10 protein-coding genes and 1 tRNA gene are annotated in these 13,968 nt (G+C 62.1%); 3 read left to right on the top strand and 8 right to left on the bottom strand.

Going from position 1 to position 13,968, the window contains the following annotated elements:
* Positions 1-6 precede the first annotated feature (6 nt).
* The 6 genes from OKA04_RS18170 to OKA04_RS18145 form a co-directional block, all read right to left on the bottom strand.
* On the bottom strand, positions 7-1,005 hold the full coding sequence (locus tag OKA04_RS18170) for an IS1595 family transposase (protein ID WP_264502623.1): 999 nt from the start codon (positions 1,003-1,005) through the stop codon (positions 7-9).
* Positions 1,006-1,593: 588 nt separating this feature from the next.
* Complete coding sequence (locus tag OKA04_RS18165) at positions 1,594-6,264, bottom strand: GDSL-type esterase/lipase family protein (protein ID WP_264502622.1); 4,671 nt, start codon at positions 6,262-6,264, stop codon at positions 1,594-1,596.
* A 29-nt stretch (positions 6,265-6,293) separates the two neighbouring features.
* Positions 6,294-7,367, bottom strand: coding sequence for a glycoside hydrolase family 130 protein (locus OKA04_RS18160; RefSeq protein WP_264502621.1), 1,074 nt, complete (start codon positions 7,365-7,367; stop codon positions 6,294-6,296).
* 330 nt (positions 7,368-7,697) lie between these two features.
* Positions 7,698-8,303 carry a hypothetical protein gene (locus tag OKA04_RS18155; RefSeq protein WP_264502620.1) on the bottom strand — a complete coding sequence of 202 codons (606 nt, stop codon included), beginning with the start codon at positions 8,301-8,303 and terminating at the stop codon, positions 7,698-7,700.
* 166 nt (positions 8,304-8,469) lie between these two features.
* Positions 8,470-8,544: transfer RNA gene (locus OKA04_RS18150), tRNA-Val, on the bottom strand.
* Positions 8,545-8,655: 111 nt separating this feature from the next.
* Entirely contained in the window at positions 8,656-9,276 is a 621-nt protein-coding gene (locus OKA04_RS18145) for a hypothetical protein (RefSeq protein WP_264502619.1), read from the bottom strand.
* A gap of 287 nt (positions 9,277-9,563) precedes the next feature.
* On the opposite strand from OKA04_RS18145, the gene OKA04_RS18140 reads away from it, so the two are divergent.
* Complete coding sequence (locus tag OKA04_RS18140; protein ID WP_264502618.1) at positions 9,564-9,899, top strand: WYL domain-containing protein; 336 nt, start codon at positions 9,564-9,566, stop codon at positions 9,897-9,899.
* A gap of 146 nt (positions 9,900-10,045) precedes the next feature.
* Complete coding sequence (locus OKA04_RS18135; RefSeq protein WP_264502617.1) at positions 10,046-10,318, top strand: histidine kinase dimerization/phospho-acceptor domain-containing protein; 273 nt, start codon at positions 10,046-10,048, stop codon at positions 10,316-10,318.
* A gap of 24 nt (positions 10,319-10,342) precedes the next feature.
* On the opposite strand, the gene OKA04_RS18130 is transcribed toward OKA04_RS18135, so the two are convergent.
* On the bottom strand, positions 10,343-12,964 hold the full coding sequence (locus tag OKA04_RS18130) for a GAF domain-containing protein (protein WP_264502616.1): 2,622 nt from the start codon (positions 12,962-12,964) through the stop codon (positions 10,343-10,345).
* A gap of 141 nt (positions 12,965-13,105) precedes the next feature.
* On the opposite strand from OKA04_RS18130, the gene OKA04_RS18125 reads away from it, so the two are divergent.
* Positions 13,106-13,783 carry a hypothetical protein gene (locus OKA04_RS18125; protein WP_264502615.1) on the top strand — a complete coding sequence of 226 codons (678 nt, stop codon included), beginning with the start codon at positions 13,106-13,108 and terminating at the stop codon, positions 13,781-13,783.
* Positions 13,784-13,796: 13 nt separating this feature from the next.
* On the opposite strand, the gene OKA04_RS18120 is transcribed toward OKA04_RS18125, so the two are convergent.
* On the bottom strand, positions 13,797-13,925 hold the full coding sequence (locus tag OKA04_RS18120; RefSeq protein WP_264502614.1) for a hypothetical protein: 129 nt from the start codon (positions 13,923-13,925) through the stop codon (positions 13,797-13,799).
* Between the last annotated feature and the right edge of the window lie 43 nt (positions 13,926-13,968).

The raw sequence follows: 13,968 nt of genomic DNA, 5'->3' as shown, positions 1-13,968 counted from the left end.
ATGGGCTTATGCAAGTGCTGGAAGGCAGTTGCCGTCGTTGTCGGAGGACGCGGCGGCAGTAAGAACCTTGTAGGTCAGGCGCTTTCCAAGGCCCCCCTTGGCGAGCAGGAGAAAACGCCCGTGATTGTCTTCCTTGCGCTCGTTGAAGCGGAAAGTCTGCTCGTCCAGATAGCGGAACAAGTGAAAGGGCTCACAGCTAACGTAGGTGCCTTTCAGAGTGCGCTTGAGCAGCGACCAGAAGTTTTCCAAGCCGTTCGTGTGAACCTCGCCTTCAACGTATGTCACGGCGTGATCCACCACTTTGTGGGTGTATTCGTCTTTCAGGCCGTCGTAGCTGCGGAGAGCGTCCGTGGACACCTGCGAGCCCTTCACCACGTAGTTGCGAACCTTGCCTTGGATGTCCTTTTTCTTCCGACTCTTGAGGACTTCGGCCTTCACGCGTGAGACCTTCACGCCGTCACGGGTGCCACGCTCAAGCAGGCCTTGCACGGGAGTCATGTGCATGCCGCCGGTGCCCTTCACGGTAGCCTTGCGCTTCGCGGGGTGCATGTTGCGAGCCTTGCCGCCGATAAAGGTTTCGTCGGCTTCAACGTGGCCATCCATCTTTTCAAAGGTGCCGTTGTGCATCGCCATGCGGATGCGATGAAGCATGAACCAGCCGGTTTTTTGAGTGACGCCAAGTTCACGGGAAATCTCGTAGCTGCTGACTCCGTTCTTGCAGTTGGCTAGCATCCACATCGCGCAAAACCACTTGTCGAGTTTGATGGGGGAATCTTCAAAGATCGTTCCGACCTTCACGGAGAACTGACGCTTGGCGTGCTTCACCTTGCACTCCCACAAGCGACGAGTGCTGATGTAACGAACGTCCTGAGAGCCGCAGCAAGGGCAAGTAGGCTTACCATCGGGCCAGCGGAGGTTCACCATGAACTGGTGCGAGTTCTCCACATCACCGAAGTAGCTGATGGCTTCCATCAGGGTCTCAGGCAGGCCGGTATCGTTGTTCATGGCGCGACCCTACCGGATCGGCTTACTGAGTCAAGTATATTGGCACCCTTTTTTGGGTCCTTTCGCGGTGAACTGAAGGCCTCAATCCATTGAAAGAGCCGACCCCAACCATCCCGCACAAGCGGCTACGACTTTGTGTGAAATGCTCTAGTGGAGGCGAAAATGCCGGGCGAGAAACACCGCTACAAATACAACTAATCGCGACCGCACTCGTTCCTGGTCGACCTGACCCCGGTTGAGTTCGTATCGCGCTGTCTTTCCTCACTGTGGCCTCTGACGTGCGCTCCGAAGGAGAGGGTGAAACAACAACACCACCAACTCTCATAGGAGCTGGTTACAAGAGCTGTGACACGCGAGCAACGAAGGGGTCAGGGATTCGAATTCCCTATGCTCCACTCCTTTTCAGGGTCAATCGGGCCAAGGGTGAGGCCGCGCTATGTTTCACCGTGCACAACGGGCTTTGCGCGCGCGTCAGCTTGGATCGGACGAAATGGCTGATTTCCGAGGCACCTGGCCGGGAGCACTCCAAACGGGTTGTCACGCCATTTGGAATGCTCCGGCTCAAGGAAGGCGGGCAGGCGGTCCGCGTCAGTTCACAGGCACTGCGCGGTAGAATGCCTTTGGCTCGGGGGCGTCCTCGTCGAGGACGGGCATCTCGCCATTCGCGGCGGCGGTGGCTTCATCGAGGGGCTCCCAGGTGACGAGGTCCGTGCTACGATGAATCTCGTAGGTGCGGCCCGGGTCTCCGTAGAAGGTGAGGTTGGCCGTGCCAGCGCCCGTGAGCTGGATCTCCGTGGGCTGCAGGACGGTACCGGTGACGATGAGCGTGCCAGCCGGGCTGACGGTCTGGATGCCCCCGGGTCCGGTGACGACCACGTCGTAGGTGCCCGAGTTCGCTCCCGTCGCATCGGTCACGTCGAGCCACGGCATCGTCGCACCCTCGATCCCGGTGCCATTGTGGCGCCACTGATAGGTGTAGGGGCCAGGGCCGGCGACGCGGATGGTGAAGGTGGCATCACTTCCGGCTGCCACGGACTTCGTGCCGGGCTCGGCTTGGAAGGACGCAGAGGCGGTTTCATCACGGCGGACGAGGACGTGGAGACGTCTCGTCGTGTAGCTGTTGGCGTTCCCCGAGAGCGTCCAGTCGAGTGCTCCCTGGGGCGAGGCCGTGTGATTGCCGATGCCCATCTCGGAATTTCCGGTGGTGTTCGATCCCCAGTTGTTGAAGGCCATGACGGTTTGTGCCGCGCCGAAATTGTGGATCTGCAGGCAGCCGTGGCCACCGGAGGTCATCTGGTCGCCGAAGTCGAAGGCCGTGCTACTGGCACCCGGGACGCCCGCCTGATTCACGGCCGTGTAGTTCCCAGCCCAGAACTCGATGTTGCCTGTGGCGATGTCGTTGCCCGTGGCGATGCTGGCGACATTCGACGCGACATTCATACGGGTGACGATCTGCTGGATGGGCGCGGGATTCGTCTGCACGATGGGGACGCCGATCTGGCTGAGCTGCGAGGTGTGCTTGTCGAAGGAAGCGTAGGCCCAGTTGCCATCCAGCTCCATGAGATAGGCCACCCGGTCAAAGGGCAGGTCGCCGAATTTCCGCTCGTCCACCTGGTAGTTCACGCCGTTCACGTTGTACACGGGCACGGCTCCGGGGAGATTCAGGCTGAGCATGTGACGATAGCCGTCGGTCTCCGGGATATTCGAGAAGACGGCCGGTCTCGTGTAGCCGGTGAAGGCCGCGGAGAGCGGTGCGCCATTCGCGGCAGGACTGCGGTCCGTGACGCCGGTGATCGACGCGGTGTAGGCGGTCCCCGGCGTTTGCGGGCTGGTTCGCACCAGCAGGACATTGTCTCCCTGCTGGGTCACACCATGAACGGTGAGGCCCGGAATGGTAACGACCGCGGTGCCCTCGGCGATGGCTTCGCTGAAGACGATGCGGACGGAGTCTCCGTTCACGGACGGCTTGATCTCGGTGATGGCGGGTGGGGTGACGTCGGAGTTGCCGGGCAGGATGTACACCTGCAGCAGGCGCTTCACGCCCCAGGAGGCGGAGTTGTCCGCGAATGTCCAGTCGGTGCTCGGGGCGGGACCATTTCCGATGCCGAGGCACAACGGGCCATTGTGGCTGCTCGAGCCCCAGCGGTTAAAGGCGAAGATGGTCTGGGCCGCGCCGTAATTGTGCACCTGCATCGAGCCGTAGCCCTGGGTGGTGTTCGAGTTGCCATCGCCGAAGTCGAAGGCACCGCCATTCGCGCCGGGCACGTTCGAGGTGTTCTGCTCGTTGTAGTTGCTCGGCCAGAACTCGATGTTGCCTGTGGCGATGTTCGTGTTGTTCACGACTCCCGCGACATTCGAGACCACGTTCAGGTTTGAGACCGGTTGCTGGAATTTCCATCCGGTCGGCACTGCGATGCGGGCCGGGTCCTTCGTGAAAGCATCCATGGAAGTCCACACGTAGCTCGGGGCGGGATCGCCTGCCTTTTGCAGCTCCATGAAGTAGCCGATGCGGGTGAAGTCGCCGATCTGCCCGGCGCGGTTCACCTCGTAATTGAATGCTCCAGCTCCTCCCTGCATGTTGCCGGTGGCGGGGATGTCCACGGAGTAGGCGAGCTGGTAGCCCGCGGCCTCCGGTGCCTTTGTCACCACGTCCGCGGCGGTGGTGGTGCCTGGCAGCACCAGCACGTGCAGCGTGCGCTTCGTGTAGTTCCCGGCATTCGCCGCGAAGGTCCAGTCCGCGCCGCCCTCGATCGGTGACGGGCAATTCCCGATGCCGATGTCGAGGATGTTGCCATCTTCGGCGAAGCGGTTCAGCGCGAGCACCGTTTGATTCGCGCCCGTGTCATGATTGTGGATCTGCATCGATCCATACAGGCCGGTGGTGCGGGTGTCGCCGGTATCGAAGGTGGAGCCGCTGGCATTCGGGACGTTGAGGGCATTCGCCCGTTCGTAGGTGTGGGGCCAGAATTCGATGTTGCCTCCGGTGGCGGTGGTGCCATTGACCACTCCCGGTTGATTCGAGATCACTTGGAGATTGGTCACGTTCTGCTGGTAGATCGCGCCGCTCGCCGAAGTGGGCACGCCGACGTGCTTGCGACCTGAGGTGAAGGCATCCATGGCCGCCCACACGTAGCGCGTTGGCTGGCCTGCTTGCTCGAGTTGCAGGTAGTAAGCGACCTTGGTGAAGGTGCCGGGGGCACCGCGGTCGTCATACTTGTAGGGGGAGCCTGCGACGAAATTCCCTGTGACGGGGAGGTCGGAGGAAAGCACGAGCTGGTAGCCATTCGCGGCAGCGCCGATGTTCGCGGCGATCTCCGGTGGCAGGGTGTTCGTGCTGACGGGGAAGGTGGTGCCGGGTGCGATGGCATTTGCATTCGCCGAGCTGTCACGCACGCCACCCACCGTCAGCGTCAGCGGCGTTGCCGAGGGCTGCACCGTGGTCTGGAGCGTCACGGCACGACGGTCTTCGGAAAGCTTTGCCGAGAGCACTTTCACGCCATTGCTCAGCGTGAAGCCCTGCGCGGTCACCGACTCCGCAGCGAGAGGCTCCGAGAAATTCACCACGACCTGGGAACGTCCCGCGGCGGCGATGGCGGACGCCACGGTGGGTGCGACATGATCGCCGGAAGTCCGGACGAGCACCTGCAGCGTGCGGACGGTGTAGGCGCTGCCGTTGTTGCTGAAGGTCCAGTCGATGCCTCCGTTCACGGGAGACGGATTGTTCCCGATGCCGATGTCCACGGTGCGGCTCTCGGTGGTGGGGCCGCCCCAGTTGTTGAAGGCGAAGACCGTCTTCAACATTCCGGTGTGATGCACCTGCATGGAGCCGTAATCGCCCGCTATCGGCTGGTCGCCGAAGTCGTAAAGCGTGCCGCTGGCACCACCCACGTTCGCTGAGTTCGCCCGCTCGTAGCTGTTAGGCCAGAATTCGATGTTGCCCGCCACGCCATTGGCCGGAGCGACGCCGGGGACATTCGAGGCGACGTTGAGATTCGTGACTCCCTGCTGGAAGAAACCGCCGCTGGCGTAGGTGGGCACCGCGATCTTCCCGGCGTCCTGCGTGAAGGCGTCCATCGAGGTCCAGACGTAATGGAGATCGCCGCTTTCGCCCAGCAGCTCCATGTAATAGGCGACCCGGTCGAAGGGCCCGGTCGCCGCACGATTGTCCACCTGATAGACCGGCTGGCGCTGGCGGTAGGCGGCATTCGCGGGGATATCGAGCGAGTAAACCAGCGAGTATTGATCGCTCTCGCTGACGTGGTTTTGATAGCCGCGCGGGAGGGGCGACATGAAGGTCGCGGTGGTCCCGGGCGCGATCGGCTGCGCCGGAGTCTGTAGGTCCGTCACGTTGTTCACCGTGACGGTGTAGCTAGCGCCCTCGGTCTGCGGGGAAGTCACCAGCGTCACCTTTCTCTTCGAGGCATCCAGCGTCGCGGAGGTGATCGTCAGGCCGTTGTCGATGGAGAAGTTTGCGAGGTCCGCGGCGGAGTCCGCCACCGGCTTGCTGAAGGTGACGGCCACCTCCGTGCGGCTCACGCTGCCGCGCACCCGTGCGATTTTTGGCGCGATGAAGTCTCCCTCAGGGGTGGAGAGCGAGTCGATGGTCTCGAACCACGCGTTCGCCATTTTCCCGAGGCCCGTGGCATTCGGGTGGAGCTGGTCCGGCATGTCGCTGAGCGGCACCTGCGAGCGCATGTCGAGGAAATGAACCTTCCTGCCTGCCGCCACGTGGTTCGCGACGATGCCTTGGACCAGCGGGTTGAACTGGGCGACGATCCACCCGTTCTCCGGCTCGCCGCGCTCCATCAGGTTGGTCACGATGATGTTCGCGTGCGGGCGCCGGGTGGCGATCTTGAGGACCAGGGCATCGAGCCGCTGGATGGCATTTGCCATGTCGTCGCGGCGGCCGAAGTCATTCGTGCCGATGTGGAGGAGGACGAAATCCGGGTCCTCGATGGCGGCGAGCCAAGTCTCCACCTTGGCGTCGATCTCGCGGATGGTCCAGCCGCTGTGACCCTCGTGCTCTCGGTCTGTTAGAGGGCCCGGATTCGCCGTGTAGGTGCCCACGTAGTCCACCTCGTATCCCGCATTCGTGAGGAGTGTGCGGAGCGGGGCTCGGTAGTTCAGTCCGCCGCTGCCCTCGGTGATGGAGTCACCCATTGGCAGGATGCGCATGGGTGGAGCCGCGGCGAGGATGGAGCAGGAGAGGATGGCGACAGGCGCGAGGAGCTGTCGCCACGAGATGGCATATGGTTTCATCAAGGGGTGGGTTTTTTCTTGGGTAGGGATCACTCGGCGCTGGCTACACCGACATAGGTATCTGCGCAGCCGTAGTAGAGGAACCAGCGCCCCTCATGGAGGACGAGGCCCTCCGCAAAGGTGGTACCCTCCTTGTACTGGCCGCTCTTCTCCCATGGAAGCTCCGGCTTGAAAAAAGGTTGGTCGAGGCGGGTCAGATATTTCGATGGGTCCTTCGCGTCAAAAAGCGCCTGCCCGCAGGTATAGACACCCTTTGCGAGGTCGGGATCGCCACCTTTCCCGGGCGTGGCGTTCTTGCCATTGTAGATTAGCACGATGCCGTGATCGGTGAGCACTGCTGGAGGGCCAACTTCCGTGAGGACACTGTCGAAGTATCCATCGCGTGTCTTCATGATGTGGCGGAGTCCGCCTCCCTCGTCCGTGAGCGGCTTCCAGTGAATGAGGTCGGTGGAGGTGGCGGCGTGGACGGATTCCTCTCCGAAATACATCCAGTATTGGCCGCCGATCTTTGCGGCGACGAGGCGGCCGTTCTCTTCTTTGTGGAGGATGCTTGCGGACTTGATCCGTGCCTTGTCGAAGGGCGTGCCCTCGAAGGGGCTGCCATGCTTCGTCCACGTTTTCAGGTCCGGCGAGGTCGCGAGGCCGATGCGCCAGTTCCGGCCATTCGTGCCATTGAACTGCGTGTAGGTGATGATGAAGGTGCCATCGGGCGCGGTGGCCAGGCGGGGATCTTCGCAGCCGCCGGTCCATTCGAATTCCTTCTGCGAGTCTTCCGCGGGATAGAAGACGGGCTTCGGCTCGCGGGTGAAATTCACGCCGTCATCGCTGATCGCAAAGCCCGCGCGCGAGGTGTAGCCGCCGATGCCGCCGGGGCCGCGATCATCCTCCGCGCGATACAGCACGCAGATGCGTCCGTCGAGGATGGTGGCTGCGGGATTGAAGGTATGGCGCGCCTCCCACGGGATGGACTCCTTTCGGATGGGGCAGTCGAAGCGGGTGGTGGGATCCGGCTTGATAACCGGCTGCGCCTTTTCGGGGTGCTTGAACGGGCCGAGGGCCCAATCGGCATTTGTCTCCGTGACGGGCTCCCGGGCGTGCAGCATGGAAGTTGCCGGGAGGATGCTGGTCAGGACGAATCGTGCGGCACGGTTGGCGAACCGCTTGGGAGAAATAGGCATCATGAGAGGTCTTGCTGGCTGATGGCGTCCGTGAGGACGCCGCGGGATTTTTCCCGCATGATGAGACGGGACAGCCGGGCAAGACTTTGCAGATCTAGCCGTTTATTTCTTCTCCGTGATTTTCATGCGCAGGTAGCTGCTCCGCTCGCTAAGTCCGATTGTTCGTCCGCAAAAAACAGCTCCGCGTAAATGTCGCGGCGCATGGGACGGAGAAGAAGCTCCGGCTCTAGCAGATCAAACGTCGGTTTCATCCCACTATATCATCGAATTCATCTGCCTCGTTCCTATGTTTGCTCCTTCGTAAGGTGCAAAACTTGCATCATCAGATGGTTGCGCTTCCGGGAGGAGATTTGTATGGTGCACTAGGACCAACACTTTCCCATAGAATACCATGAGCCAAAGCCCCGATGCCTGCGATTCTGTTAAAGTATGGCGATATTGAAAGATCCCTTCACCGACAGCATCGTAGCGCATGACGTCTCTGAGGGGTTCGAGAGCTTCCAGCCTTTCATCCCAACTATTAAGGATCGAAACGTGGAAGTTGGAGCCTGAATAGTCGTAATCGGGGTAATGGGTCCGCAGCAGTCCCTTTGCCATTCTTTCGAAATATGCAAGAAGTCGGCTTGGGTCTGGATCAAAGGTGCTGACTTCTTCTCGTGCACCATCGATCACGATTTCGGAATCCCGCATCGAATCAGTAATTTCTTCTATTATTCCGGGGTTACATCGAACGAAGTTGGGAAGCTTTTCCTCAAATAATTTTTCTGCTACGTTTGAAGTGCCGTGAAGGCTTGCGAGGACGAACCAGACATAAGAGTCCTCCGACGAATTCCCGTGGTTACATTCTGCGCAACACGGCACGGTAATTAGATTTTCAGGGGGAGGCGTCGAGAAAAACAGTCGAGGGGGGACGTGGTCCCGGGTGGTTCCTGGTGCCTTCAAACATGCGTAGCAGAGTCTGGGCATTAGGGCTTCTTTTAGAGGTCAGGGAAACCGAGAGTGGTTTGCAACCTATTGATGACCAGTATGGTGCGCGCTGCAGGGTTCGAACCTGCGACCCCATCCGTGTGAAGGATGTGCTCTACCACTGAGCTAAGCGCGCTTTGTTGTGTTGCCTGCCTTGCGGCGGGGCCGAGGTTTTGGGGAAATCCGCGGTGCTTGGCAAGCATTTCCGTCGCTTGGTTTTGCAATCTTGCGGGACCCGACAGCGGGTTCACTCCTTTTCGACCTCGGTGCCGGCTTGGCGGGCGCCGCGGAGGAGGGTTTCGCCGTGCTGGAGCGTGAGTTTGCCACGGATGGTGGCCATTTGTTCGCGGCGGATATTGAGGAGGGATTCGCGCTCGCCGGCGGCAAATTCACAGCGCACGGACTCGATGCCGGTCTGGAGGCGGGGCCCGCCTTCGGTGGCGATGGCGTAGGGGATGTAAAAGCTGCCCACGATGTGGTCTCCTTCCAGTCGCAGATCGCCGGCGCGCAGGTTCCATGAGACATCGGCTCCCTCGGCCTTTTCGCGGAAGGTATCCTGAACCAGCGAGGTTGCGGTGGAGTCCGTGCGCCAGGCGATGAACATCTCGCGGGTCAGCGGCTGGCCGACCTGGTAGGTGGAGTAGTCAGGGAGCTTGCCGCGGATGAGTTCCACGGGCTGCAGCGCGGCTGCCTCGGCCACGACACGATCGGATTCCACCCGCATCTTCTCAAACTCCGCAGCGATCACCTTCTTCCCGGCGACCGCTCCACGGAACAGGAACACCGCGATCAATGCCGCCACGGCGACCATCACCGCAGCTCCGACGATCGCGGCCACAACGCATCCCGAGGTCTTTTTATCCGACATGGGGACAGCTTATCTCACCGTTTGGTTCGTCGGACCATTCCAATTCCACGCGATGCTTCCATCCTGCGGCCTGAGTCCCTCCGGAAGCCATCCGATACGTCAGTAGGGGGAGGGGAGGATTGACGGCAAGGAGAGCATTGCACGGTGGGGATTGCAGATTGCGGGAAGAGCGTGGGGCGTTTGCCGGGAAATCTGCGATAGGGCGGGGATTTTTCGGGAATAAGGCGAGGGCATGGCATCTGCGAGAGCGGGTGATCACCCGGACCTGCCTCCCGGGACCACCTACCATGGACATACCCCAATACTCGACGCAGCCGGACGCCGACGAAATCCGCCGGGCCATCCGCGAGCATCGCCTCGTGGAATTCTACTACCTCGGTGAGCTCCTGACCGTGGAGCCCTATATCCACGGGATGGGCAGGCGCTATCAAGCTCCCGTGTTGCTGGCGTGGCACCCGACGAACGGCTGGAAGGAGTATAGCTGCATGCGCATCCGTCGGCTACAGGTGCAGGAGCGCCGCTACACGGAGTCCCAAGAGGACTACGATCCGCAGGACCCGCGCATGAAAAAGGTGGACCTCGCTGCAAAAGTCATCGGTCGCCACGCTTCGGTCGCGGGCTGACTGCTCGTGCGCACCGCTCTCTTTTCCTGACTATCAACCGGCCCGTGACGAAGAGGTTCGCTGCCGCATCGCCGCGGGTCGGAGTTTTTCATTTGCATCGAGTTGCACTTGAAATGGGATGATCCATAAATGATATGACCCCTCAAGTGACCCAACCCCCGGATAACCCAATCAGCGCTCCCGCCTTCCCATGGGACAAGGCGGTGCGCCAAGCCGTGCACGACATGCGGACGCCCCTCTCGTCCATGCTCACCACCGTGGCCGTGATGCGGCAGATGCAGGCAGCCGCATCGCTGCCTCCGCAATGGGAGCGCCTCATCGGGATGATGGAGCGTCAGGTGCAGGATCTATCAGGCCAGCTCTCGCGCCTGAATGAGTCGCCCGCCAGTTTCCTGAAGGAAGAGCAGACAGCGGAGTGATGCAGCCGGGCTCCCGGCTACCATTCATGGAAGCCGTGCCTGGATGTGGGTGCCTCGTTTGGAAGAGGAGTCGATGACGAGTGCTCCGCCGATGGCATTCATGCGCTCCTGCATGCCGAGCAGGCCGAGCCTGCGCTTCACGTATTGCGGGTGAAAGCCCACGCCATTGTCCGTGATGTGGATGCATACGGTTGGCTCGGTCTCCAGCGTCACCTGCACCTCGGTGGCGGAGGAGTGCCGGGCGACATTCGTGAGCGCCTCCTGCGTCACGCGATAGAGCGCGATCATCTCTTCCGGCTCCAGCGTTCGCATGGCTTTGCCGCTGGTGGTGAAGCTGGCGGCGATGCGGGTCTGCTCGCTCCACTGGAGCACGTAGTTTTCCACGGCCACCTCCAGGCCCAGCTCGTCCAGCTCCGCGGGGCGCAGCTCCCATGACTGCCGGTGGGTCGCCTTGATGAGGGCGTCCACCACCTTGCGGAACTCGTCCAGATCATGGCTGGCGGCCTCGTTGCCCGACTGCATGAGCCGCCGCTGGAAGCCCTCGAGATGCATCAGCACGGCCACCATGTGCTGGCCCAGATTGTCATGCAGTTCACGCGCGACGCGGGCGCGCTCGGCTTCCTGCAGGTGGACGATGCGTTGGAGGAGGTCGCGCCGCTCACGCTCGATCTTCTTGCGCTCATCCGCCTCGTCCTGCAGGCGGCGCAGTGCCCCGGCCAGCTCGCGGGTGCGCTCCTTCACGCGGGACTCCAGCGCATCGTGCGCCTGGCGGAGTTGCTCGGCATGTTCTCGCGAGCGGGTGTCGTCGTAGATCACGCCGGTGAGCCGCAGCGCGCGTCCGCCATCGCACTCGACCGTCTGGCCAAAGCTGCACATCCAGCGGACCTCGCCATTGTCCTCGCGGATGATGCGGAACTCGGATTGGAAAGCACGCGCCTCGGCGACGGCGCTCGTCAGCTCCTCCACGACGCGCTCACGGTCCGCCGGATAGACGTAGGTGGAGAATTCCTCGAGGCTCTTGTCGCGTCCGTCCGGCACCAGGCCGAAGAGCCGGAAGTGCTGGTCATTCCACTTAACGGAGTCCGTGCCCACCTCCCAGTCCCAGGAGGCCATCTGCGCGGAGTCCAGCGCGATGCGCAGCCATTGCTCGCTCTGGTGGCGCGCTTGCTCGGCGCGGGCGCGCTCCACGGCGTCCCACGTTCTTTCCGCGGTCTCTTCCACCAGCGCGATCTCATCCGGGTGCCAATGGCGGGGAATCTTGTGATGCGCCGCCATGATGGCGACATGCTTGCCTTCCTTCAGGAGCGGGACCGCGACGTAGGCCCCGATGTCGATGTTCGGATACGCGGAGCGTTCATCGGCGGTGAGGCGGGTGTCCCGGGCGACATCGTCCACCACCAGTGTCTTGCCCGCGCGCAGTTCGTCGAAGAGCGTGCCGCCGAAATCATTCGCCCGGTAGCTGCCGGTCAGCTTGCTGGCATCCGGAGCATGGTAGTGCTGCAGCACCACGTGGTGGTCACCATCCTCGCCGCTGCGTACCTCGACATACACGGCGCGGCTGGCCTGGATCTGCTCGCCGAGGATGCGGGCTGCCGCGCCCTGGATTTCCCCGGGATCGACAAGCTGGCGCAGCGTGTCCGAGAGCAAGACGCGGTAGGCATCCATCGCTGCGGACTGGCGGAGCTTTTCATCCGTCTCGATCCGCCGTGTGACGTTGCTGAAAAGGATGGCGACGTGATTGTCCCCCGGCTCATCGATGCGGAAGGCGAAGACATCGTACCAGCGGTGCATCAGCTTCGCCTCCGCGATGAAGCGCTCCGGCTTGCCGCTGCGGGCGATGCGACCGTAGGCCTCGAACCAATGCGGCTCGTGGTCCGTGGAAATCTCCCGCATCGTGCGCCCGACCGCATCCGTGATGCCGGTGAGGCGGATGAAGGAGGGATTCACCTGGAGGAAGCGGTAGTCGCCCGGGTAGCCGTGCTCGTCGAAGATGACCTCGATGGTGCAGAAGCCCTCATCGATGGAGTCGAAGAGCGTGCGATACCGGCGCTCGGATTCGCGGAGCGCTTCCTCCGAGGTGCGGCGCTCGATGAGATCCGCCGCCTGGCGGGCGAGCAGGTCGAGGAAGCGCAGCTCGTGATCGGAAGGACGGTGACTTTTCCTCCAGTGCGTGGTGATCATGCCGATGGGGCGGCCTCGACGGTTCACCAGCGGTGTGGACTGCGCGGAGTGGAAGCCGGCATCAAGCAGCGGCTGAAGCGAGGGATCGGCCTCCTCGCCAGAGGATCTGTCGTAGTTCACATACGCGCGCTGCTTCGTCTTCAGGGCAAGTCCGCAGGAGGTGGGGGAGCTGATGTCCACGTGGTGGAAGCGGGCGATGAGGGTTTCGCTGAAGCCCTTTGACACGAGCACGGACAGACCCTCGCCATCTGGCTCCACGACCTGCACCGATCCGGCATCCGCCTTGGCGAGGGTGATCGCCGCGGAAAGGATCTCCTGATAGATCGCGCCGATATTGCTCTCATCGACGAGACGCGCGCCGAGTTCGTGGAGGAGGCGGGTGTCTTCCAGGTCTGCCGCGATGCTGCGGCTCGAGGAGACGAGGGCGGAGAGAGGTGACTCCGTGGGATTCGGGCCGCTGGCCATGGCGTGGATCGTGCGGGTGGGTAGGGTGAGGCGAATGGGAGACGGGAGTGACCCGAAGCAATCGCGCTTTCACCGCGCCAGATCAAGATCCAATCCGGTGATGCAGATGTCTGTCCCCGTGCCTACAATGGTATCAATACGATGATGAACGAACTCTCCGAAGGCCTCTGGGCGCTGCGCTACCCGCTGAAGGTGCTGGGCACTTCCCACGGGCGCACCGTGACCGTGATCCGCCTGACCAGTGGTAGGCTGGTGATCCACTCGATGGCCCCGTTCACGCCGGAGGATCTCGCGCAGATACGCCGGCTGGGTGAACCGGGTTGGCTGGTGGAGGCGATGCTGCTGCACGATACCTACGCGAAGGAAGGCAGGGCCTGTTTTCCCGCGCTGCCATTCCTCGGGCCTCCGGGATTCGGTGACGTGGTGGGCTTTGAGACAGGACCGCTGTTGCCCGCACCACCGGAGTGGGGCGGCGAGCTGGAAGTGATCCGTCTGAAGGGCGCGCCGAAGTTGGAAGAGCACGCCTTCCTGCATGTGCCATCGCGCACGCTGATCGTGGCAGATCTGGTCTTCAACTTTCCTGCGGACGAGGGTCCGTGGAATCACTTCTTCCACCGGCATCTGGCTGGGATGAAGCGCTACCCGGGCATGAGCCGCGTCTTTCGCTGGTGCATCCGCGACCGCGCCGCCTTCCGCGAGTCGCTCTCGGAAATGATGAAGTGGGATTTCGACCGCATCATCCCGGGACACGGGGAGATCATCGAGACCGGCGGGAAGGAAGGCCTCGCCCGCGCGCTGGAGGATGCGGGGGTGATTTAACCCGTGCGCTTGATCACGTACATCCGCGCAGGAAGTAGAGGATGATGAGGATCGGCACCGGGACGCCGATGAGCCAGAGGAAGATCCAGCCGAGCTTGCCGGGCTCGGATTTCAGGCGGATTTTGGGTTGGTTGCTTTTCATGCACCTCTGCTTTCGCACGAGTCGTGCCCGCGGAAATTGGTAG

It is taken from the genome of Luteolibacter flavescens, assembly GCF_025950085.1.
GTDB classification, from domain to species: Bacteria; Verrucomicrobiota; Verrucomicrobiia; order Verrucomicrobiales; family Akkermansiaceae; genus Haloferula; species Haloferula flavescens.
The sequence above is the reverse complement of the archived record's forward strand: the minus strand, read 5'-3'. Positions and strand labels throughout refer to the sequence as shown.